We start from the raw sequence: 19,963 nt of genomic DNA on the forward strand, positions 1-19,963 counted from the left end.
ATCGATGACCGCTAAATTCTTCGGCCCGCTCCGCCGCGCACGCGCCGCCCTCGCCGCCTTTTGTGGCGATCGCGGCGGCGTGGCTGCGCTGGAATTCGCCATCATCCTGCCCGGCCTGCTGCTGATCTATCTCGGCGGCTTCGAAGCCTCGAAGGCGCTGGAGGCAAGCCGCAAGGTGGAATCGACGGCGGAGACGGTCGGCAATCTCGTCGCCCGCAACCGCACGATGACCGAGACGGGCCTCGAGAACATCTACAACATCTCCTCGGCGATCATGGTCCCCTTCTCCACCGACGGGTTGAAGATCGTCGTCACGACGGTCAGCGTCGACGACGAGGGCAAGGGCACGGTCGACTGGTCGCAGGCCAATACCGGCCCGGCGCTCGACAAGGGCGCCCGCTACGACGTTCCCTCCGAGCTGGTCTTCGGCGCCGAGACCTATCTCGTCGTGGTCAGCGTCAGCTACCCGTACAAGCCGGTCATGGATTATGGCGGGTTCTTCTCAGGCACCACCATGGCCAAGGAATACACCTTCCGGCCGCGCATCAGCAAAAGCATCGTCTGGGAGAACTGAGCCGGGTCCCGCCGGTCAGCGGCGGGTGCGGTTCTCGCGCCACCAGATCGTCAGCCCGCTGGCGATCAGGATCGCCGCGCCGGCCAGGAAGTTCCAGCTGAGCGGATCGCCGAGCAGCGTCACGCTGTAGATGCTGGCGAAGAAGACCTGCGCGTAGAGGAACGGCGAGAGCGCCGAGGCCGAGGCGTAGGCAAAGCCCTGCACGATGCAGAAATGGCCGAGCGCCCCCAGCGTCCCGATCGTCACCATCATGGCGAAGACCGGCCAGGTCGGCGTTTCCCAGACGAAGGGCACGGCGATGGTCAGGAGCACCGCGCCGACCGCCGTCGTGTTGAACAAAGTGGCGGCGTTTTCCTCCGGGCCCGAGAGGGCGCGGGTCATCAGGAAATAGCCCGACAGGATCACCGCCGACAGAAGCGGCAGCAGGAGATACGGGCTGGTGTCGGCAAAGCCCGGCCGCACGATCAGGAGCACGCCGACGAAGCCGGCGAGAACGGCCGCGATGCGCGGCACGCCGATCCGCTCGCCGAGAAAGATCACCGACAGCACCGTGACGAGGACCGGTGCGAAGAACTGTACCGCCGTCGCGTCGGCCAGCGGCACATGGGCGAAGGACACGTACATCAGCGTCGTCGCGCACAAGAGCGCCGCGCCGCGCGCGAGTTGCAGTCCCGGGCGCTTGCTGTGCAGGAAGGACGTGCCGCGCGTCCGGGCGAGCCACGCCGTCATCAGGATCGTGTGGAAGAAATACCGGGCCCAGACGATCTCGAGAACCGGCAGTTCGCCGGTGAGATACTTGCCGAATGTATCCATGGTGGCGAGCAGCAGCCCGGACAGAATCGTCAGCAGAATGCCGGCCAGAACGCCGCTCGGCCGGGTCATCGAAGGCTGTGCGATAAGTGATGCATACGATCACTTCTGCCTTGCCGGCGGCGCGAAAGCGAGCCCGCCGGCATCAAGCCCACCGGTTTGTCCCCCAGCCGATCCGCTCCGCCATGTGCCGAAGCCTTGCCGGCAACGGGACTGGCGGGCGGGGCCGAGGACGTCGGGACGGCGATCAGATCGATCCGGCTTCGACCATGTAGTTGTTGGCGCTGCACATGGCCGCGTCGTCGGAGGCCAGGAACAGCACCATGCGGGCCACATATACCGGCTCGATCAGGTCCGGCAGGCACTGGCGCGCCTTGTGCTTGTCAAGCGCCTCCGGGTTGGCCCAGAGCTGCTTCTGGCGCTCGGTCATGACCCAGCCCGGCACCACGGTGTTGACGCGGATCCGGTGCGGGCCGAGATCGCGCGCGAACGAGCGGGTCATGCCGTGCACGGCCGACTTGGCGGTGGTGTAGGCGGGCATGTTGCCGGCTGCCTCCCACCAGGAGTTCGACCCCATGTTGATGATCGAGCCCTTGCCGGCCGCGATCATCCCCGGCGCGGCCGCCTGGATAGCGAAGAACATGTGGCGGAGATTGGTGGCGATCCGCTCGTCGAAATAGTCCGGCGTCACGTCTTCCCAGCCGTGGCGATCGTCGCGGGCGGCATTGTTGACCAGCACCGTGGCCGGCCCGTTGGCCTCGGCAAGGGCCGCGAAGGCGCGCTTCAGATCGTCGATGTCGCGCAGGTCGCAGGCCTCGAAGCGGACCTGGCGCCCGGCGCCCGTCAGCTCGCCGGCCAGCGCCGTGCCGGCATCGCGGTCGAGATCGACGAAACCGACGTGGGCGCCCTGTTCCGCGAAGGCCCGGACCATGATCTCCCCGATGCCCGAGGCGCCGCCGGTGACGATGACGCTGGCGTTTTCGAGACTGGGATAGCTGGCAAAGCGCATGGATCGCCCCCTCTGAATCCGGTTGCAGCTCGATAGTGAACTGTTGCGGGGGCTGGTAGCATGCCGGCCATGACCGGGCGAGCCTGCCGGCCGCGCTTTGCTGCGGCGCAGGCCCCTGCCGTTCGCGCCGCGCCTCCGGCGGCTGCCCGCCGGAGGCTAATGACAGACGCTGATTCCCGGCCGTGCGAGCCGGATGCGCCGCGTCCGGTCAAGCCCGGAAGCCTTTAGCCGGGCGGCTATGTTGCAGTGCTCACTCGACTTTAGGCCTATTGCACGGTCGCAAGCCTGGCTTAGGATTAGGCAGCCTCGTCATGTGATATAACAAGGTGATTTCGGGCTGTCAGAATTGCCCACCGCACAGGCTCGCAACGTCATGTGGAACGCGCAATACGAATACGGTCTGGACGACGTCGCCAGTATCGTCGAGCGGATCGCGCAGGACATCGAGGCCGGCGTGCTGCGCCCCGGCGACCGGTTGCCGCCCCAGCGCGAGCTGGCGAACGGGCTGGGCGTCAAGCTGTCGACGATCAGCCGCGCCTATCGCGAGGCGGCGCAGCGGCGCCTGATCGGCGGCGAGATCGGTCGCGGCACCTATGTCCTGGCCTCCAGCTCCGCTTCGCTGCTCTTCGCACCCGACGTGTCGGCCGAGCGGCTGGTGGACCTGTCCACCAACGTGCCGGTCACCATGCCGGACGACACGGCGCTGGCGTCGCTGATCGACGGCCTGAGTTCCGCCGAGCGGGCGCAGATGAGCGGCTATCCCGGTTGCGCCCTCGTCCATCGTGCCGCGGAGGCGGTCGGTGACTGGATGGCCTGGCGCGGCATGACCCGCCGACCGGCGACGGTCGTGTCCTGCGCCGGGGCCCATGCGGCGTTGCAGGCGCTACTGGTCCACGCGACCCGCGAGGGCGACGCGATCCTCGTGGAATCCCTGACATTCCCGGGCCTGAAGGCGCTGGCGCGGCAGTTGCGGCTGCGGCTGATCCCGGTGGAACTGGACGGCGAAGGCGTCACGCCGGAGGGGCTCGACGCGGCTGCGCGCAGTTCCACGGCAAAGCTGGCCGTGCTGATGCCCAACCTTCACAACCCGACCGGCGCGGTCATGGGCGACGACCGGCGCCGGGCGATCGCCGAGATCGCCGAACGCCGCGACCTGACGATCATCGAGGACGACGCCTACGGGCCCCTGGCCGGCCGGCCGCCGCTGGCGGAGGATCTGGGCGCGCGCGGCATCGTCGTCTCCAGCCTGTCCATGACGGTCATGCCGGGCCTGCGCTTCGGCTTCGTCGCCGGCGACCATCCGATGCTGGCCGCCCTCAAGCGCAACCTGCACCTCACCTCCTGGATGATGACGCCGCTGTCCCTCCTGGCCGGATCGGCCTGGATCGAGGACGGCACGGCCGCCGCGCGCACCGCCTGGCAGGCCGACGCGGTCCGCGAGCGCTGGCGGCAGATGGGGCAGCATCTGGGCCCGTCCGACGCGGTAGCCGCGCCCCATGTCTGGCTCGGTGTCGACGGCGATGCCGAGGAGGCCGCGACGCAGTTGCGCCAGTGCGGCGTCGCCGTGGTACCGGCCGAGACCTTCGCCTCGGGACGCACCTTCCATTCGCGCGTACGCGCCTCGTTGACCGCCGCGCCCACGCGGGACGACCTCGACACGGCGCTGGCGATTCTTGCCGATTTCGGCGCGCGCCCCGCCGCGCTGCCCCCGGCCGGCGGTTCCGCCCTCACGCGATAGGCGCCGGCTGCCCGATCGGGCGGCAGCGGCGGAGGCAGATTGCACAAACGCACGTCAATCGACCGCCACGGCCTGCGAGACCCTTGATTTTCCGGCCTGTCGCTTTCTCTTATTCAGAAGACAGGTCTGGAGGGTGCAGGTGACGGCGTTCGACGAAATGCTTCTCGATGACGACAATGTCCGGGAACCCTATGCCCGCTTCAACGAGTGGTTCCGACAGCAGAACATCGAGGAACTGGCCGCCAAGACCAACGAGGCCGAGGATTTCTTCCGGCGCACGGGCATCACCTTCAACGTCTATGGCGAGGCCGAGGCGGCCGAGCGGCTGATCCCCTTCGACCTCGTGCCGCGGATCATGGCCAAGGCCGAATGGGATCTTCTCGCCGAGGGCATCGAGCAGCGGGTCCAGGCCCTCAATGCGTTTCTCTACGACATCTACCACGACCAGGAGATCGTGAAGGCGGGCAAGGTGCCCGAGCGCCTGATCGTCGGCAACGAGGCCTATCTGCCGCAGATGGAAGGCTTCCGGCCGCCCGGCGGGGTCTACACCCACATCATCGGCACCGACATCGTGCGGTGTGGCGAGAACGAGTTCTACGTCCTGGAGGATAACGCCCGCACGCCGTCCGGCGTCTCGTACATGATCGAGAACCGGGAAACGATGATGCAGATGTTTCCCGAGCTGTTCGCGCAGAACCGCGTGCGGCCGGTCGAGACCTACCCGCATCACCTGCGCCGCTCGCTCGCCGCGGTCGCGCCGCCCGCCTGCGACGGCCCGCCGACCATCGCCGTCCTGACGCCGGGCATCCACAATTCGGCCTTCTATGAACATGCCTTCCTGGCCGACCAGATGGGTGTCGAGCTGATCGAGGGCGCCGATGCCAAGGTGATCGACGGCCGCATCCAGATGCGGACCACCGAGGGCTACCGGCCGATCGATGTCCTCTATCGCCGGGTCGACGACGAATATCTCGATCCCGAGGCGTTCAGGCCCGATTCCATGCTCGGCATTCCCGGCATCATGGAGGTCTACAAGAACGGCGGGATCACCATCGCCAACGCCCCCGGCACGGGCATCGCCGACGACAAGGCGATCTATTCCTACATGCCGGAAATCGTCGAGTTCTATACCGGCAAGCCGGCCCTTCTGCAGAACGTGCCGACCTGGCGCTGCGCCGAGGAAGACAGCCTCGCCTACGTCCTCGACAATCTGAAGGACCTCGTCGTCAAGGAAGTGCACGGCTCGGGCGGCTACGGCATGCTGGTCGGACCGGCGGCCTCGACGGCCGAACGCGAGGCCTTCGCGGCGAAGCTGCGGGCCAGGCCGCGCAACTACATCGCCCAGCCGACGCTGGCGCTGTCGACCGTGCCCATCCTGGCGGAACACGGTCTCGCCCCGCGGCATGTCGATCTTCGCCCCTTCGTCCTCGTCTCCGACAAGGTCCGGATCATACCCGGCGGACTGACGCGCGTGGCTCTCAAAGAGGGCTCGCTCGTGGTCAATTCCAGCCAGGGCGGCGGCACCAAGGACACCTGGGTACTGAGGGACTGAAGCGAAGCACATGGCACTACTCGGACGCACCGCCAACGGCCTGTTCTGGATGTCCCGCTATATCGAGCGGGCCGAGAACATGGCTCGCCTCGTCGACGCCGGACAGCGGCTGTCGATGACCAACCTGTCCTCGGACGAACCCGACGAATGGCAGTCGGTGCTGGTCTCGGCCGGCGTCGAGGCGGCCTATCTGGCCAAATACACCGAATACGACACCGCCTCGATCATCGACTTCCTGCTGCGCGACCGGGACAATCCATCGAGCGTGCGCTCGTCCATCGACACGGCGCGGATGAACGGGCGGATGGTGCGGACCGCCCTCACCCGCGACCTGTGGGAGACGATCAACGAGAGCTGGCTGATCATCAAGAGCCGGCTCGACAAGCCGCTGAACCCGCTCGAACTGACGGCCATCCTGGAACTGGTGAAACGCCAGACGGCGCTGATCCGGGGCGTCTTCCACGGCACGATGCTGCGCAACGAGATCTTCGACTTCTGCTCTCTCGGCGCCTTCATCGAGCGGGCCGACAACACCGCCCGCATCCTTGACGTGAAATACTGGGTGCTCCTGCCCGAGCACTCCTCGGTCGGCTCGTCGCTCGACAATTTCCAGTGGGCGTCGATCCTGCGCTCGGTCTCGGCGCACCGCGCCTATGCCTGGGAATATGACGGCGAGTACCGGGCGACGAACATCATCGACTTCCTGATGCTGAACCGCCGGCTGCCGCGCTCGCTGGCCTATTGCTACCTCTGCATCGAGGAAAGCCTGAAATATCTGAACCGGAACTACGAGACCCAGCACCCCTGCTCGCGCACAGCCAGCGACATCACACGCAAGCTGTCGGACGCCTCGGTGAAGGAGATCATCGACGGCGGCATGCACGAGTTCCTCGAGAACTTCATCATCGAGAACAACCGGGTGGCCAGGGAGATCGCCGAGAGCTACCGCTTCTACGCCTGATAGTGGCAAGACGGCTTCGCTCGCCTGCGAACCGTAACCCCGACGACCAATAACCATTGCGGAAGGCGCGCGGCCTGCACAAAGATGCAGCCGCGCGCGGATAGCTGATTCGTCCTGCGCGCCCCAGGGGGATGTCAGCCAAAATGACCTATTGCGTGGGGCTCCTCGTCGATCGTGGCCTCGTTTTCATGTCGGATACCCGCACCAATGCGGGCATCGACAACATTTCCGTCGTCTCGAAGATGAAGACGTGGGAGGTACCGGGCGAGCGCTTCCTGTGCCTGCTCAGCGCCGGCAATCTGGCCACCACCCAGTCGACCGTGTCGCTTCTGGAAGAGCGCCTGCTCGCGCCCTCGGAGCGCCAGCCGGCGATCCTCACCCAGCCGTCGATGTTCCAGACCGCCAAGCTGGTCGGCGAGACGATCAAGGAGGTCATCTCCTACACGACGCCGGCCGGCCAGTCGGCCGATGCGCTGTTCTCGGGCACCTTCATTCTCGGCGGCCAGATCAAGGGCGGGCGTCCGCGCCTCTTCCTGATCTATCCGGAAGGCAATTTCATCGAGGCCGGGCCCGACAATCCCTTCTTCCAGATCGGCGAGCACAAATACGGCCGGCCGATCATCATCCGCACCTACGATCCGCAGATGAGCCTGGAAGACTGCGCCAAGCTGCTGCTGGTCTCCTTCGATTCGACCATCCGCTCGAACCTGTCGGTCGGCGCGCCGATCGACATGCAGTTCTACGAGACCGACACGATGGTGGCCGGCTACAAGCGACGCTTCGAATTGTCGGACCCGTATTACCAGGAGATCTCGGGCGGCTGGTCCGATGCCCTCAAGGATGCATTCGATCGCCTGCCGCCTTTCCAGCGTTAGAACGCTACAGGTCAAGACACGGGCCGTGCATCGGCATTAATCTTGCGGAAAAGATTGTTCGCAATACTGACGGAACACAGGAAACTGTTTCGGCATGACGCGGACACTCACCCAGCAACCTCTGACGACACGCGGCTTGTGCAAGCTGGCGGGCATCACGCTTTGCGGTGTGCTGTCCTGCATGGCGGTCGCGCTCATCTACAACGCGGCGCTGTTTCGCAACGCCGATCCCGAGGCCTTCCGGCTCGCGATGATCTGCGCGGTGGTCGTGCCGACCATCCTCGGCGGGCCGCTCTTCGTCTTCCTGTCGCTGAAGCTGCGCGAGCTGCGCGTCCTGAATCGCCGCCTCGAGATCGTCGCCGCCCATGACGGGCTGACGACATTGCTCAACCGGCGGGCCTTCACCGAGCGGGTCGAGGCGCGGCTGGAATCCATGGCCACGGATGGCCTGGCCGGCGCGCTGTTCCTGATCGATGCGGATTTCTTCAAGTCGATCAACGACCGCTACGGCCACGCGACCGGCGACCGGGCGCTCAAGGCGATCGCGCTGCGGCTGCAGGATTCGGTCCGCGAGGGCGACATCATCGGCCGCCTGGGCGGCGAGGAATTCGGCGTGCTGCTCGCCGATGTGGATCGTCACGCTTCGATGCAGATCGCCGAACGGATGCGCGAAGCCGTGGCGACGATGGAACTGGCGTCGCCGGAGGGCAAGCCGGTGCCGGTGTCGGTGAGTGTCGGCGGCGTCATCTTCGACCGGCCGGTCGGCTACAGCTATCTCTACCAGGAGGCCGACAACCGGCTCTACGAGGCCAAGGCCCGCGGGCGGAACCGCGTCGTCGTGCGCGACACCGCCCCCGCCGCGGCCGCCGCCGCTGCGCCGGATCGGGTCAGCGCCTGACGGCTGCGCCCGCCTGCTCAGCGTTCGCGGCGGAGCCCCTTGGCGTCGAGCTCGGCCAGATAGGCCTGCCAGCGCGTGTCCTTCTCGCGGAACAGCTCAGCAAGATAGCTCCAGCTGAAGATGCCGGTATCGTGACCGTCGTCGAAGCCGATGCGCACGGCATAGTTTCCGACCGGCGCCACCGAGGCGATGGCCACGTCGATCTTGCCGCCGACGGTCTTGCGCTGGTCCGGCGAATGGCCCTGAACCTCAGCCGACGGCGACATCACCCGCAGCATTTCGGCCGACAGATCCTGGCGGGCGCCGCCGGCCTGGACGAGCACCAGCGTGCGCCGGTCGGGCGTGACGCGGATTTCCTGTGGCGGCGCGACGGTGTCGGTCATGGCAGTTTCGCCTCCTGGGCGTGTTTCAATTTGTCTGGCAATGGTTTGTTCGATGCGTCGCGCTTGACCCGCACGCACCGCGCTTCCACATTCGCGGGCATGGACATCCACATCACCCTCGCCTGCGAGGCCGCAATCTCATGAGTCTCGTCCCCGACATCAAGACCGCGGTCTCCGAAGGCCGGTCGCGAACCGACGCGTTTCCGGAGATGATCGACCCGTTCGGCCGGGCAGTAACCTATCTGCGCGTGTCGGTCACGGACCGCTGCGATTTTCGCTGTGTCTACTGCATGGCCGAGGACATGACGTTCCTGCCCAAGCGCGACCTGCTGACGCTGGAAGAGCTCGACCGGCTGTCCAGCGCCTTCATCGCCAAGGGCGTGCGCAAGCTGCGGCTGACCGGCGGCGAGCCGCTGGTGCGCAAGAACATCATGCATCTGGTGCGCTCTCTGTCGCGGCATCTGGAATCGGGCGCGCTCGAAGAGCTGACCCTGACCACCAACGGCTCGCAGCTCGCCCGCTTCGCCGACGAACTGGCCGATTGCGGGGTCAAGCGCCTCAACGTCTCGCTGGACACGCTCGATCCCGACAAGTTCAAGCAGATCACCCGCTGGGGCGAACTCGACCGGGTGATGGGCGGCATTCGCGCCGCGCAGGCCGCCGGAATCAAGATCAAGCTCAATGCGGTCGCCCTGAAGGGCTTCAACGAGGACGAGATCCCCGGCATGATCGAGTGGGCCCATGGCCAGGGCATCGACTTCACGCTGATCGAGACGATGCCGCTGGGCGAGATCGACGAGGACCGCACCGACCAGTATCTGCCGCTCAGCCAGGTGCGCCGCGATCTGTCCCAGCGCTGGACGCTGAACGACATCCCCTACAAGACGGGCGGTCCGGCACGTTACGTGGAAGTGGCCGAGACCGGCGGGCGGCTCGGCTTCATCACGCCGATGACCCACAATTTCTGCGAAAGCTGCAACCGCGTCCGCGTCACCTGCACGGGCACCCTCTTCATGTGCCTGGGTCAGGAAGACGCCGCGGATCTCCGGGCGCCGCTGCGCGCCTCGGAGGGCGACGAATTGCTGTCGAACGCCATCGACGAGGCGATCGGCCGCAAGCCGAAGGGACATGACTTCATCATCGACCGCGACACGAGCAAGCCCTCGGTATCGCGGCACATGAGCATGACCGGAGGATAATGATGCGCCTTGAACGATTGTCCGTTGCCGCGCTGGCCCTGGCGGCGGCGCTGACCTCTGCCGCGCCGGCCAACGCCGACGACGTCACCTATCGCAACGAACGCTTCGGCACGACGGCGAGCTTTCCCGCCGAAGCCTTTCCGAACCAGCTGCCGGCGCCCACCAATGGCGACGGTCTCGGCTGGAGCTCGCCGGAGGGCGCGGAGATCTTCATCTATGCCCGGCCGCGCGAACCCGGCGAAACGCCCCAGGCGGTGGTGGGGCAGCGCGCCGATACGGACGAGGTCACCTATGACCGGTCCGGCAAGCGCTGGGCCGTCGTCTCGGGCTATCGCGACGGCCGGATCTTCTACGAGCGCTACATCTTCCGCGGCGATCTCGTGCATTCGGTCTCGATCCGCTACCCGGAATCGGAGCGCGAGACCTATGACAAGCTGGTCGGCCCGATCACCATGACGCTGGACGGGCCCGCGCGCGACTGAGCCGCAAAGGGAGGCGCCCGTCGCCGGGCGCCTCGCGATCAGGCCCGTTCGCTCTCGCGATAGGCTTCCTTGACGGTCTCGACCACGGCCTGCGGCGCCTGCTGCGCGGCCTCGCCGACCGGCTCGTCTTCGGTCAGCAGCGTCTTCTGCGTCGCGGACGTCCCCAGATCGTCGATCATGCTCTGCGTGCGCATGGCCTCGAGATTGGCCATCGCGGCTTCGCGCAACTGATCGATCGCGGCGGCGGTCCGCGGCGCGACGGCCAGCGCCCGGGTCGCGGACGCACCGGTCACCGGCGCGCTGTCGCGGTTCGCCGTCGAGGAAGCCGCTGCATTGCTGGACGATGCGCCTGCGCCGGATGACGAGGACGACGTGCCGGCGGTCCCGGCATTCGCCGACGCCGACTGGGTCTCGTTCGACGAGGTGCCGTTGGCCGGCGACGCCGAGGCGCCCGAACCGCTGTTCGCTTCAGCCGGCGGCGGCGTCTGCTCGCTGGGCTGGGGCTGGCTGCTGGGCGGCGGCGTCTGCCGACTGCCGGGTGAGACGAGATCGATCAATGCCATAGGTTACGCTCCTGGATACAAAGAGACGGAGACTTACGCCGGCACGACTTTCCACGGTTTTGCAGAAATCGTTAAAGTTGCAATCACAACGACGTGACGGCTTTTCGGCATAGGGAATGACGCATTTGCAGTCGCGTGGTCGCCGTCAAAGCGCTAAGGCTGCCTGACACTTCTCCAGCAACCGATCCGGCGGCTTCCCTTGCTCAGCGACAACGCCCGCGCCGCGCTTTTCATGCTCGTTTCCATGGCGGGCTTCGTCGTCAACGACACCTTCGTGAAGCTGGCGGCCGACCACATCTCGCCGCCCCAGATCATGGCCGTGCGCGGCGTCGCCGCCTCGCTGCTGCTGTTCCTCCTGGCCTGGCGGATGGGCGCGCTGCGCCCCCTCGCCATGGCGATGAAGCCGCGGCTCTTGGTGCGCACCATCGCCGACATCACCGCGACCCTGTCCTACATCACCGCCCTGTCCCACATGCCCATCGCCAACGCCTCGGCGATCTTCCAGGCGCTGCCGCTGACTGTCACGCTGGGCGCGGCGCTGTTTCTCGGCGAGCCCGTCGGCTGGCGGCGCTGGGCGGCGATCGCCGTCGGCTTCGTCGGCGTCCTCGTCATCGTGCGCCCGGGCACCGACGGCTTCACCATCTATTCCCTCGCGGTGCTGGCCTCGGTGGCCGCATCGGCGGTTCGCGACCTGACGACCCGGCGCATGGACCCGAAGGTGCCGTCGCTGTTCATTGCCATGATCACCGCGATCGCCGTCTCGCTGCTCGGCTGGCTGCTGATCCCGCTGGCGGGCGGCTGGCGGCCGATGCCGGCCTTGACGCTGGTCCATCTGAGCTGCGCGGCGGCGTCCATCGCCGTCGGCTACATCTTCATCGTCCAGGCGATGCGGATCGGCGACATGGGCTTCGTCGCGCCCTTCCGCTATGCGGTCCTCGTCTTCGCGCTGATCCTCGGGCTCGTCGTCTTCGGCGATCTGCCCTCGCCGCTGACGCTGCTGGGCGCGGCCATCGTGGTGGCGAGCGGACTTTACACCCTATATCGGGAACGGGTCCGGGGCGTCGCCGCGCCGGTCAAGACACAGGTGCACTGATGCTGAGGGATACTCCCGGTCACGACGCCGAGCCGACGGTCCTGCCGACGGCCGGAACGCCTCCCGCCGCCGCACCGCTCACGGGCGCCGCCGCGCGCCGCCCGATGCTGGTCACGCTGATGATCGCCTCGGCGCTGTCGCCGCTGGCCATCAACATCTTCATTCCGTCGATGGCCTCGATCGCCGCGGATCTGTCGGCCGACGGCGCGACGGTCGGCCTCGGCCTATCGCTCTATCTGGTGGCGACGGCGCTGATCCAGCTCGTCGCCGGACCGCTCTCCGACCGCTACGGACGCCGGCCGATCATTCTCGGCGGCATGGTGCTGTTCCTCGTCGGCACGCTGCTCTGCCTGATGGCCGATGACGTGGTGCTGTTCCTCGTCGGCCGTGTCGTGCAGGCGGCGAGCGCCACCGGCATCGCGCTATCGCGGGCCATCGTGCGCGACGTTTACAGCCGCGAGCGGGCGGCCGCGATGATCGGCTACGTCACCATGGGGCTTGCCGTCGCGCCGATGATCGGGCCGCTGATCGGCGGCGTCCTCGATACCGCCTTCGGCTGGCGCAGCGTCTTCTGGCTGCTGACCGGCATCGGCATCGTGACGATCGTGCTTCTCGCCTTCGACCTGTCGGAGACCAACAGCGAGACCGGGCGGCCGATCCTGCCGCAGCTGCGGGCCTATGGCGAACTCGCTGGCTCCTCGGCCTTCTGGATCTATGTCGGCACGTCGTCGCTCACCTCGGCGGTGTTCTTCGGCTTCCTCGGCGGCGCGCCCTTCATTGCCATGACGGTGCTGGGCATGACGCCGGCCGGCTACAGCGTCTGGTTCGCGCTCTGCGCCATCGGCTACATGCTCGGCAATTTCGCCACTGCGCGGCTCTCGGAACGCTTCCGCATCAAGACCATGATGGTCACCGGCGCGGTGATCTCGCTGGCCGCGACCAGCCTGTCGCTGGCGCTGATCGCCGGCGGGCTGTTGTCGCCGCTGACGCTGTTCGCCCCGATGCTCTTTGTCGGCTTCGGCAACGGGCTGGTGCTGCCGACGGCGACCGCCGGCGGCGTCAGCGTCATGCCGCAGGCCGCCGGGGCCGCCGCAGGCATGCTCGGCGCCTGCCAGATCGGCGTCGGGGCCCTCAGCTCGATCCTCGCGGCGCTTCTGGCCACCGGCAGCGGCGGCGCCGTCGGCCTGCTCCTGCTGATGACCGGGATCGCCATTGCCGGCCTCGGCGTGGCGCTGTCGGCCAAGCGCGTGAACGCCGCCGGCTGACGCCAATGATGGTTTCATCCGAAAGCGCTTGGCGGTTGCCTCACCCGGCAAAAATTGCCAGCATTGGCGCCATAACAGGCATGCCTTCCTGACAGGCCGCACCGGCCCGGGCATGCCCTCTACCCACAAGAGGTTTTCATGCGTCTCACCCGAACTCTCGCCCTTGCCGCCACCGTTGCCGCCCTCGCCCTGGGCCACGCTCAGGCGCAGGAGAGCGACGCCGACAAGGACTGGTCGAAGGTCGTCATCGGCACCGAAGGCGCATATCCGCCGTTCAACTTCCTCGACGCCTCCGGCGAACTGCAGGGCTTCGACGTCGACATCGCCAAGGCGCTGTGCGCCGAGATGAAGGTCGAGTGCAGCTTCGTCACCCAGGATTGGGACGGCATCATCCCGGCGCTGCAGAACGGCAATTTCGACGCGCTCGTCGCCTCGATGTCGATCACGCCGGAGCGTGAGGAGCAGATCGCCTTCACCAACAAATATTACCAGACCCCGCCGGCCATCGCCGTGCCGAAGGATTCCGACATCACCGAAGCCACCGCCGAGGCCCTGGCCGGCAAGGCGATCGGCGCGCAGACCTCGACCACCCATGCGCGCGCCGCGGAAAGCTACTTCCCCGACGCCGACGTCCGCCAGTACCCGACCGCCGAGGAATACAAGCTCGACATCGAGAGCGGCCGCGTCGACGCGGTGGTCGATGACGTCGTGGTGCTGGACGAGTGGCTGAAGAGCGACGCCGGCGCCTGCTGCAAGCTCCTCGACACGCTGAAGGCCGACCCGGCGATCTACGGCAAGGGCATCGGCATCGGCCTGCGCCAGGGCAGCGACAAGCTGGCCGGCATGTTCAACGACGCCATCGCCGCGATCCGCGAGAACGGCACCTATGACGAGGTGCAGAAGAAGTATTTCGAGTTCGACGTCTACGGCGAGTAAGCCCGGACCCGAATGATGCGAAGCCGCGGCGGGGCGACCCGCCGCGGCTTTTTCATGCGCGATCGATCCCGGCGGTCAGCCCAGATCGTACTGCCATTCGGACGGCCGGAAGGCGTAGGCGGCGTCGCCCGCACCCTTGACCACATGGCCGATGCTGGGAAACGCGATGTGCATGCCGGCAATGCGCGTGCGATTGGCCGCGACATCCGCCAGCAGCGCCTCGCGCGTGGCGATCGCCGCCTGCGGATCGCCGTCGAAGGCGATGCCGACATCCGGGCGGGCGAACTGGATGGCGCCGGCGTGGACGATGTCGCCCCAGACCAGGAGGCCATCGGCGCCCTCGCCGATCATATAGCCGCAATGGCCGGGCGTGTGGCCGAAGAGCTCGCGGGCGGCGATGCCGGGCACGACGTCGCCGGCCGCCGCGAAGGTCTTCACCTTGTCGCCGGCGACCTCCATCGCAGTGCGGGCCGCGTCGAAGAAGCCCTTCACCGAATCCGGCGCCGCGTCGCGGTTCTCGATGCTGGTCCAGAAATCGTACTCGGCCTTGTGGACATGAACGGTCGCGTTCGGGAAGGCGAGCTTGCCGTCGAGCACCAGCCCGCCGACATGGTCGGGATGCAGATGGGTCAGGAGCACCGCGTCGATGTCCTCGGGCGGGATGCCGGCCGCCGTCAGGCGATCCTGCAGCTTGCCCATCTGCGGGAAGGCGCCCGCGCCGCCGGTGTCGATCAGCACCGTCTGCTCGGCCAGATGCACGACATAGGCGTTGACGCCGGTGGTCACCGGCGGGGCGCCCTTGAAGGCTTCGTCGAGCAGGCGTTCGGCCTCGGACGCCTCGATATTGGACAGAAGCGCGATGTCGAGGTCGAGATAGCCGTCGGAGACCGCGGTGACGATCGCCTTGCCGACGCGAATCTGCTGGACCGGCAGCACCTGGCTCGTCGGCGTGGGTGCCTTGGCGGCGGCCGGCAGCGCGCCGAGGCGCAACAGGACGGGGGCGCTCAGCGCCCCGGCAACGAAGTGGCGGCGGGAAACGGGCATGGCGGAGGCTCCTTGATGTTGGGAGCGTGGAAATATCGCCGCGTCCGGCCAATGCAATGAAACGGTGTGTCCGCCCGGCTTGATGATCCCGCCGGTGGCGGCTAACCATGGATTTTGATGGATCATTACTGGACGCTCATCGGCTTTGGCCCCACGGGATGGGGAGACGACATCGCCTGGGGCGTCCTCGTCACCGTTTCGCTCGGCCTCGCGACGCTGCCGATCGGCCTCGTCTTCGGCTTCCTCCTGTCGCTCGCGAAACAGTCCGACGACCGCTATCTGAACCTGTCGGCCAACATCTACACGACGATCTTCCGGGGCCTGCCGGAGCTGTTGACGCTGTTTGTCGTGTATTTCGGCGCCAACGGCCTGCTGCGCTCCCTCACCCAGTCGACCGGCCTGCCGGACATCGCCCTGTCGAGCTTCGTGTCCGGCATGATCGCGCTGGGCTTCGTCTTCTCGGCCTTCGCCAGCGAGGTCTTCCTGTCGGCCTTCCGGGCGATTCCCCCCGGTCAGCGCGAGGGCGCCGCGGCGCTCGGCCTCGGTCCGGCGCGGATCATGATTCTCGTCATCCTGCCGCAGATCATCCGCATCGCCCTGCCGGGCCTCGCCAATCTGTGGATGAACCTCCTGAAGGACACGGCGCTGGTCTCGGTCATCGGGCTTGCCGACATCATGCGCCAGACCGGCATCGCGGCGCGCGTGACGCGCGAGCCGTTCTACTTCTTCGGCGTGGCGATCGTGCTCTACCTGGTGCTCACCATGCTGTCCTCGATCGCCATCGGCGGCATCGACCGCTGGACGAAGCGCGGGGACGTGGCGAAATGAGCAATGCCGCAATGGCCGCGCCGCCGGTGGTCAAGCCGAAGCCGAAGATCGGCGGGCTGATCGCGATCGGCATCTGGATCGCCATCTCCATCGGGCTGGCGATCTACATCATCCGCGGCTTCGATCCGACCTTGTTCACGCGCTTCGGCCCGTCCTACCTGTCGGGCCTGTGGATCACCGTCACGCTGGTCGTCGGCTCCTTCGTCTGCGGGGCCGCCGTGTCCCTGCCGGTGGCGCTCGGCCGCATGTCGGCCAACCCGGTGGCGCGCACCCTCGCCTTCGTCTTCGTCTATTTCTTCCGCGGCACGCCGCTGATCGCCCAGATCTTCCTCGTCTATTACGGCTTCGGCCAGTTCCGCGGCGCCTTCGAGACGGTCGGCCTGTGGTGGTTCTTCCGCGAGGCCTGGTACTGCGCGCTGTTCTCGCTGACCCTCAACACGGCGGCCTATCAGGCCGAGATCCTGCGCGGCGCCATCCAGAGCGTGCCGACCGGCCAGTGGGAGGGCGCCCGGTCGCTGGGCATGCCGCGGGTGGTGATCTTCTTCAAGGTGATCCTGCCCCAGGCGATGATCGTGGCGCTGAGGCCCTATGCCAACGAGATCATCCTGATGATCAAGGCCTCGGCGATCGTGGCGATCATCACCGTCTACGATCTCTTCGGCGAGACGCGGCAGGCCTATTCGCGCACCTTCGACTTCCAGACCTATGTCTGGGCGGCGGTGCTGTATCTCGCCATCGTCGAGGGGCTGAGACACGCGACCAACTTCATCGAGCGGCGGCTGACCCGGCATCTGAAGCGCTAGCTTAGGAGCCGGATCGGCCACCGGATTGAAACGCGAGGCGACCGGACAAGGTCACTCGCATCGCAGAACGACATATTGGGGGAGTGAGAACATGGCGAAAGTTGCATTCATCGGTCTCGGCGTCATGGGATATCCGATGGCCGGACATCTCAAGGCAAAGGGCGGCCACGACGTGACCGTCTTCAACCGGTCCGCCGCCAAGGCGCAGAAATGGGCCGATGAGCATGGCGGCGCCCATGCCGCGACGCCGCGCGAAGCCGCCAAGGACGCCGACTTCGTGTTCTGCTGCGTCGGCAATGACGACGATGTGCGCTCGGTGATCTACGGCAACGACGGCGCCTTTGCCGGCATGAAGGCCGGCGCCATGCTGATCGACAACACCACCGCCTCGGCGGAGCTCGCCCGCGAGCTGGCGGAAGCGGCCAGCGCCAAGGGCTTCAAGTTCATCGACGCGCCCGTCTCGGGCGGCCAGGCCGGCGCCGAGAACGGCGCCCTCACCGTGATGTGCGGCGGCGAACAGGCGGATTTCGATGCGGCCAAGCCGGTCATCGACGCCTATGCCAAGATGGTCGGCCTGATGGGCCCGGCCGGCGCCGGTCAACTCACCAAGATGATGAACCAGATCTGCATCGCTGGTCTCGTTCAGGGCCTGTCAGAGGCGATCGCCTTCGGCAAGAAGTCCGGCCTCGACATCGAGAACGTCGTCAGCGTGATCTCCAAGGGCGCCGCGGGCTCCTGGCAGATGGAGAACCGCCACAAGACCATGAATGCCGGCGAGTACGAGCACGGCTTCGCCATCGAATGGATGCGCAAGGATCTCGGCATCTGCCTCGCCGAGGCCAAGCGCAACGGCGCCACCCTGCCGGTCACCGCGCTGGTCGACCAGTTCTATGCCGAGGTCGAGGCGATGGGCGGCAAGCGCTGGGACACTTCGGCACTGCTCGCCCGCCTGGAGCGCTGAGCCGCTTCACCTGCTGCATGAAGTGGCGGCCAGATCGATTCCAGTCTGGCCGCCAAGCTATTGATATCGCGCACCGATCGCCGGTTCAGGTCTCGCGCGGTTCCTTGTCGAGGACCATGTAGTCCAGCGGCATCTGCGTCGTGTACTTGATCTGCTCCATGGCGAAGGACGAGGACACGTCGCGGATCTCGATCTTCGAGATCATGCGCTGATAGAAGGCGTCATAGGCGGCGATGTCCGGCACGACGACGCGCAGCAGGTAATCCACGTCGCCGCTCATGCGGTAGAATTCCATCACTTCAGGAAACTCGCCGATCACCTCGGAGAAGCGCTTCAGCCATTCGTTGGAATGGGAATTGGTGCGGATCGAGACGAAGACGGTGACGCGGGCATTCACCTTGACCGGGTCGAGGATCGCCACGCGGCGGCGGATGACCCCCTCCTCCTCCAGCTTCTGGATGCGGCGCCAGCACGGCGTGGTCGACAGGCCGACGCGCTTGGCGACGTCGGCCACCGCCAGCGTCGCGTCTTCCTGCAGCAGTCTCAGTATCTTCTTGTCCAACCGGTCCATCGACGTGTCACTCCTGTCCTTGCGCCAGAGGATTACAGGAGCCGGCGGCAAATCGGTAGGGTGGCCGAACAATCGCCCGCTCAGACAAGCTCACCGACGCGCCCGCGCAGTTCCGGCAGCAATTCCTCGCCGAACCAGGGGTGGCGCTTCAGCCAACCGCTGTTGCGCCAGGACGGATGCGGCAGCGGCAGGACGGGAGCAAAGCGCCCGCCCCCGGCGAGGATCGTCCGCCAGTTCGCCACCGTCTCGGTCAGGGTCCGCCCGGCGCCGGAGGCGATGTGGAAGCGCTGGGCATGCTGGCCGATCGCCAGGATCAGCTCGATCTGCGGCATAGCCGCCATCGCCCGGTCGTGCCACGTGGCGCGGCATTCGATGCGCGGCGGGCGGTCGCCGCCCTTCGGATCCGTGCCGGGAAAGCAGAAGCCCATGGGCAGGATCGCCACCCGCGCGCGATCGTAGAAGACCTCCGGCGACAGCCCCAGCCAGTCGCGCAGGCGGACGCCCGACGGATCGTTGAACGGCGTCGTCGAGCGGTCGGCGAGGTTGCCGGGCGCCTGGCCGGCGATCAGCAGCCGGGCCGTGCCGGAAAGAGTGAGCACCGGATTGGGCGTGACCGGCAGCGGCGGCCCGACCGGCGCGTCGCGGCAGATCCGGCAGGCGCGGATCGTGTCGTAGAGCGCCGCCGGGTTCTCGGCCGCTGCCGACGTCAAGGTGACGTCAGGCCGTCGCGCTGGGCCGTGCCGAGATCTCGGCGTACCAGCGCGCGACGTTGGAAAGGTTGTCCGGCAGGTCGATCTTCGCCGGTTTCATGAAGTCCATGGCGACGAGGCCGGTAATGTCGGCGATGCTGTAGTCGGCGCCTGCGGCGAAGCGGTTGTCGGCGAGATGCTGGTCGAGAAGGGCCAGGAAGTCGAGCGCCTTGGGGCGGTTCGCCGCGCCCCATTCGGCGATCTGCGGCACTTCCCATTCGGCCATCGCCGGATGGGTGTGGCGGAAGGCGGCGGCGACGCAGGCGTAGAAGCCGAGCTCGATGCGGCGGTTCCACATCTCCACCAGGGCGCGGCCGAGAGCGCCGGTGCCGAACAGCGCCGGCTCGGGATGCAGTTCCTCGAAATAGCGGCAGATGGCGACGGATTCGGTCAGGATCGTGCCGTCGTCGAGTTCAAGGACAGGAAGCCGCTGCAGCGGATTGCGGCGGCTGATCTCCTCGGACCGATGGCCGAGCTTGGCCATGTCCACCGCCTCGGTCGGCACCGACAGGCCCTTCTCGGCCAGGAAGATCCGCACCCGGCGCGGATTGGGCGCGCGGCCACCGTCGAACAGCTTCATCGTAGAGATCCTCCCACTTTTTTTTCACCCCGAGCATTAGGCACGCGCCCGTCCGGCGGCAAGCCCGCATCCCCCGCCATGGGGGCGAC

The 19,963-nt window shown here is 66.9% G+C and carries 23 protein-coding genes; 15 read left to right on the top strand and 8 right to left on the bottom strand.

Annotated features, from left to right (window positions below; all coding sequences use genetic code 11):
* Positions 1 to 4: 4 nt before the first annotated feature.
* Entirely contained in the window at positions 5 to 574 is a 570-nt protein-coding gene (locus tag ACEQX1_RS05940) for a TadE/TadG family type IV pilus assembly protein (protein ID WP_370193199.1), read from the top strand.
* A 15-nt stretch (positions 575 to 589) separates the two neighbouring features.
* Here the strand turns inward: ACEQX1_RS05940 and ACEQX1_RS05945 are convergent, their stop codons facing one another.
* Both ACEQX1_RS05945 and ACEQX1_RS05950 read right to left on the bottom strand, forming a co-directional pair.
* On the bottom strand, positions 590 to 1,456 hold the full coding sequence (locus ACEQX1_RS05945) for a DMT family transporter (RefSeq protein ID WP_188076201.1): 867 nt from the start codon (positions 1,454 to 1,456) through the stop codon (positions 590 to 592).
* A 175-nt stretch (positions 1,457 to 1,631) separates the two neighbouring features.
* Positions 1,632 to 2,393 carry an SDR family NAD(P)-dependent oxidoreductase gene (locus tag ACEQX1_RS05950; protein ID WP_024351321.1) on the bottom strand — a complete coding sequence of 254 codons (762 nt, stop codon included), beginning with the start codon at positions 2,391 to 2,393 and terminating at the stop codon, positions 1,632 to 1,634.
* Between the two features lie 373 nt (positions 2,394 to 2,766).
* Here ACEQX1_RS05950 and ACEQX1_RS05955 point away from each other — a divergent pair, with 373 nt between their 5' ends.
* From ACEQX1_RS05955 to ACEQX1_RS05975, 5 genes are all read left to right on the top strand, one after another.
* Positions 2,767 to 4,131, top strand: coding sequence for a PLP-dependent aminotransferase family protein (locus ACEQX1_RS05955; protein ID WP_370196610.1), 1,365 nt, complete (start codon positions 2,767 to 2,769; stop codon positions 4,129 to 4,131).
* Between the two features lie 157 nt (positions 4,132 to 4,288).
* Positions 4,289 to 5,683, top strand: a complete 1,395-nt coding sequence (locus ACEQX1_RS05960; RefSeq protein ID WP_024351323.1) for a circularly permuted type 2 ATP-grasp protein — start codon at positions 4,289 to 4,291, stop codon at positions 5,681 to 5,683.
* Between the two features lie 10 nt (positions 5,684 to 5,693).
* Entirely contained in the window at positions 5,694 to 6,644 is a 951-nt protein-coding gene (locus tag ACEQX1_RS05965; protein ID WP_024351324.1) for an alpha-E domain-containing protein, read from the top strand.
* Between the two features lie 143 nt (positions 6,645 to 6,787).
* Entirely contained in the window at positions 6,788 to 7,519 is a 732-nt protein-coding gene (locus ACEQX1_RS05970; RefSeq protein WP_024351325.1) for a proteasome-type protease, read from the top strand.
* Between the two features lie 94 nt (positions 7,520 to 7,613).
* A complete protein-coding gene (locus tag ACEQX1_RS05975; protein ID WP_370193304.1) occupies positions 7,614 to 8,417 on the top strand; it encodes a GGDEF domain-containing protein in 804 nt (267 codons plus the stop codon).
* Between the two features lie 17 nt (positions 8,418 to 8,434).
* On the opposite strand, the gene ACEQX1_RS05980 is transcribed toward ACEQX1_RS05975, so the two are convergent.
* The gene (locus tag ACEQX1_RS05980; protein ID WP_188076204.1) at positions 8,435 to 8,800 is read right to left on the bottom strand and encodes a gamma-butyrobetaine hydroxylase-like domain-containing protein; all 366 of its coding nucleotides are present in this window, start codon (positions 8,798 to 8,800) and stop codon (positions 8,435 to 8,437) included.
* Between the two features lie 209 nt (positions 8,801 to 9,009).
* Here ACEQX1_RS05980 and moaA point away from each other — a divergent pair, with 209 nt between their 5' ends.
* Both moaA and ACEQX1_RS05990 read left to right on the top strand, forming a co-directional pair.
* Positions 9,010 to 9,999: a GTP 3',8-cyclase MoaA gene (moaA, locus tag ACEQX1_RS05985; RefSeq protein ID WP_024351327.1), complete on the top strand. Its 990-nt coding sequence runs from the start codon at positions 9,010 to 9,012 to the stop codon at positions 9,997 to 9,999.
* A 2-nt stretch (positions 10,000 to 10,001) separates the two neighbouring features.
* Complete coding sequence (locus tag ACEQX1_RS05990; protein ID WP_370196611.1) at positions 10,002 to 10,481, top strand: hypothetical protein; 480 nt, start codon at positions 10,002 to 10,004, stop codon at positions 10,479 to 10,481.
* A 38-nt stretch (positions 10,482 to 10,519) separates the two neighbouring features.
* Here the strand turns inward: ACEQX1_RS05990 and ACEQX1_RS05995 are convergent, their stop codons facing one another.
* The gene (locus tag ACEQX1_RS05995; protein WP_370193306.1) at positions 10,520 to 10,774 is read right to left on the bottom strand and encodes a hypothetical protein; all 255 of its coding nucleotides are present in this window, start codon (positions 10,772 to 10,774) and stop codon (positions 10,520 to 10,522) included.
* 40 nt (positions 10,775 to 10,814) lie between these two features.
* On the opposite strand from ACEQX1_RS05995, the gene ACEQX1_RS06000 reads away from it, so the two are divergent.
* The 4 genes from ACEQX1_RS06000 to ACEQX1_RS06015 all read left to right on the top strand — a co-directional run bounded on the left by ACEQX1_RS06000 (position 10,815) and on the right by ACEQX1_RS06015 (position 14,338).
* Positions 10,815 to 11,141 (top strand): hypothetical protein, encoded by a 327-nt coding sequence (locus ACEQX1_RS06000; RefSeq protein WP_370193307.1) that lies wholly within the window; start codon positions 10,815 to 10,817, stop codon positions 11,139 to 11,141.
* A gap of 102 nt (positions 11,142 to 11,243) precedes the next feature.
* A complete protein-coding gene (locus ACEQX1_RS06005) occupies positions 11,244 to 12,137 on the top strand; it encodes a DMT family transporter (protein WP_370193308.1) in 894 nt (297 codons plus the stop codon).
* Positions 12,137 to 13,402: a multidrug effflux MFS transporter gene (locus ACEQX1_RS06010; protein WP_370196612.1), complete on the top strand. Its 1,266-nt coding sequence runs from the start codon at positions 12,137 to 12,139 to the stop codon at positions 13,400 to 13,402. Before ACEQX1_RS06005 ends, ACEQX1_RS06010 begins: the two co-directional genes overlap by 1 nt.
* 138 nt (positions 13,403 to 13,540) lie before the next feature.
* The gene (locus ACEQX1_RS06015) at positions 13,541 to 14,338 is read left to right on the top strand and encodes an ABC transporter substrate-binding protein (protein ID WP_370193310.1); all 798 of its coding nucleotides are present in this window, start codon (positions 13,541 to 13,543) and stop codon (positions 14,336 to 14,338) included.
* Between the two features lie 75 nt (positions 14,339 to 14,413).
* On the opposite strand, the gene ACEQX1_RS06020 is transcribed toward ACEQX1_RS06015, so the two are convergent.
* Complete coding sequence (locus tag ACEQX1_RS06020; RefSeq protein ID WP_370196613.1) at positions 14,414 to 15,382, bottom strand: MBL fold metallo-hydrolase; 969 nt, start codon at positions 15,380 to 15,382, stop codon at positions 14,414 to 14,416.
* Between the two features lie 117 nt (positions 15,383 to 15,499).
* Here ACEQX1_RS06020 and ACEQX1_RS06025 point away from each other — a divergent pair, with 117 nt between their 5' ends.
* The 3 genes from ACEQX1_RS06025 to ACEQX1_RS06035 all read left to right on the top strand — a co-directional run bounded on the left by ACEQX1_RS06025 (position 15,500) and on the right by ACEQX1_RS06035 (position 17,974).
* On the top strand, positions 15,500 to 16,210 hold the full coding sequence (locus tag ACEQX1_RS06025) for an ABC transporter permease (RefSeq protein ID WP_370192533.1): 711 nt from the start codon (positions 15,500 to 15,502) through the stop codon (positions 16,208 to 16,210).
* On the top strand, positions 16,207 to 17,013 hold the full coding sequence (locus ACEQX1_RS06030; protein WP_370192535.1) for an ABC transporter permease: 807 nt from the start codon (positions 16,207 to 16,209) through the stop codon (positions 17,011 to 17,013). The genes ACEQX1_RS06025 and ACEQX1_RS06030 overlap by 4 nt, the downstream gene beginning before the upstream one ends.
* Before the next feature lie 91 nt (positions 17,014 to 17,104).
* Positions 17,105 to 17,974 carry an NAD(P)-dependent oxidoreductase gene (locus tag ACEQX1_RS06035; RefSeq protein WP_370192537.1) on the top strand — a complete coding sequence of 290 codons (870 nt, stop codon included), beginning with the start codon at positions 17,105 to 17,107 and terminating at the stop codon, positions 17,972 to 17,974.
* 85 nt (positions 17,975 to 18,059) lie between these two features.
* Here ACEQX1_RS06035 and ACEQX1_RS06040 read toward each other — a convergent pair whose 3' ends face one another.
* From ACEQX1_RS06040 to ACEQX1_RS06050, 3 genes are all read right to left on the bottom strand, one after another.
* The gene (locus ACEQX1_RS06040; RefSeq protein ID WP_009210047.1) at positions 18,060 to 18,545 is read right to left on the bottom strand and encodes an Lrp/AsnC family transcriptional regulator; all 486 of its coding nucleotides are present in this window, start codon (positions 18,543 to 18,545) and stop codon (positions 18,060 to 18,062) included.
* 80 nt (positions 18,546 to 18,625) lie between these two features.
* Positions 18,626 to 19,255, bottom strand: a complete 630-nt coding sequence (locus ACEQX1_RS06045) for a uracil-DNA glycosylase family protein (RefSeq protein ID WP_370192539.1) — start codon at positions 19,253 to 19,255, stop codon at positions 18,626 to 18,628.
* A gap of 7 nt (positions 19,256 to 19,262) precedes the next feature.
* Positions 19,263 to 19,874, bottom strand: coding sequence for a glutathione S-transferase (locus ACEQX1_RS06050; RefSeq protein WP_370196614.1), 612 nt, complete (start codon positions 19,872 to 19,874; stop codon positions 19,263 to 19,265).
* Positions 19,875 to 19,963 lie beyond the last annotated feature (89 nt).

Origin of the sequence: Aurantimonas sp. (genome assembly GCF_964217435.1) — a bacterium.
Taxonomy (GTDB): Bacteria; Pseudomonadota; Alphaproteobacteria; order Rhizobiales; family Rhizobiaceae; genus Aurantimonas; species Aurantimonas coralicida.

What these genes read in the sequence shown, in the direction of transcription:
- ACEQX1_RS05940 (WP_370193199.1), top strand. Translation starts at nt 5, where the DNA reads ATGACCGCTAAATTCTTCGGCCCGCTCCGCCGCGCACGCGCCGCCCTC.
- ACEQX1_RS05945 (WP_188076201.1), bottom strand. Translation starts at nt 1,456, where the DNA reads ATGACCCGGCCGAGCGGCGTTCTGGCCGGCATTCTGCTGACGATTCTG.
- ACEQX1_RS05950 (WP_024351321.1), bottom strand. Translation starts at nt 2,393, where the DNA reads ATGCGCTTTGCCAGCTATCCCAGTCTCGAAAACGCCAGCGTCATCGTC.
- ACEQX1_RS05955 (WP_370196610.1), top strand. Translation starts at nt 2,767, where the DNA reads ATGTGGAACGCGCAATACGAATACGGTCTGGACGACGTCGCCAGTATC.
- ACEQX1_RS05960 (WP_024351323.1), top strand. Translation starts at nt 4,289, where the DNA reads ATGCTTCTCGATGACGACAATGTCCGGGAACCCTATGCCCGCTTCAAC.
- ACEQX1_RS05965 (WP_024351324.1), top strand. Translation starts at nt 5,694, where the DNA reads ATGGCACTACTCGGACGCACCGCCAACGGCCTGTTCTGGATGTCCCGC.
- ACEQX1_RS05970 (WP_024351325.1), top strand. Translation starts at nt 6,788, where the DNA reads ATGACCTATTGCGTGGGGCTCCTCGTCGATCGTGGCCTCGTTTTCATG.
- ACEQX1_RS05975 (WP_370193304.1), top strand. Translation starts at nt 7,614, where the DNA reads ATGACGCGGACACTCACCCAGCAACCTCTGACGACACGCGGCTTGTGC.
- ACEQX1_RS05980 (WP_188076204.1), bottom strand. Translation starts at nt 8,800, where the DNA reads ATGACCGACACCGTCGCGCCGCCACAGGAAATCCGCGTCACGCCCGAC.
- moaA (WP_024351327.1), top strand. Translation starts at nt 9,010, where the DNA reads ATGATCGACCCGTTCGGCCGGGCAGTAACCTATCTGCGCGTGTCGGTC.
- ACEQX1_RS05990 (WP_370196611.1), top strand. Translation starts at nt 10,002, where the DNA reads ATGCGCCTTGAACGATTGTCCGTTGCCGCGCTGGCCCTGGCGGCGGCG.
- ACEQX1_RS06010 (WP_370196612.1), top strand. Translation starts at nt 12,137, where the DNA reads ATGCTGAGGGATACTCCCGGTCACGACGCCGAGCCGACGGTCCTGCCG.
- ACEQX1_RS06015 (WP_370193310.1), top strand. Translation starts at nt 13,541, where the DNA reads ATGCGTCTCACCCGAACTCTCGCCCTTGCCGCCACCGTTGCCGCCCTC.
- ACEQX1_RS06020 (WP_370196613.1), bottom strand. Translation starts at nt 15,382, where the DNA reads ATGCCCGTTTCCCGCCGCCACTTCGTTGCCGGGGCGCTGAGCGCCCCC.
- ACEQX1_RS06025 (WP_370192533.1), top strand. Translation starts at nt 15,500, where the DNA reads ATGGATCATTACTGGACGCTCATCGGCTTTGGCCCCACGGGATGGGGA.
- ACEQX1_RS06030 (WP_370192535.1), top strand. Translation starts at nt 16,207, where the DNA reads ATGAGCAATGCCGCAATGGCCGCGCCGCCGGTGGTCAAGCCGAAGCCG.
- ACEQX1_RS06035 (WP_370192537.1), top strand. Translation starts at nt 17,105, where the DNA reads ATGGCGAAAGTTGCATTCATCGGTCTCGGCGTCATGGGATATCCGATG.
- ACEQX1_RS06040 (WP_009210047.1), bottom strand. Translation starts at nt 18,545, where the DNA reads ATGGACCGGTTGGACAAGAAGATACTGAGACTGCTGCAGGAAGACGCG.
- ACEQX1_RS06050 (WP_370196614.1), bottom strand. Translation starts at nt 19,874, where the DNA reads ATGAAGCTGTTCGACGGTGGCCGCGCGCCCAATCCGCGCCGGGTGCGG.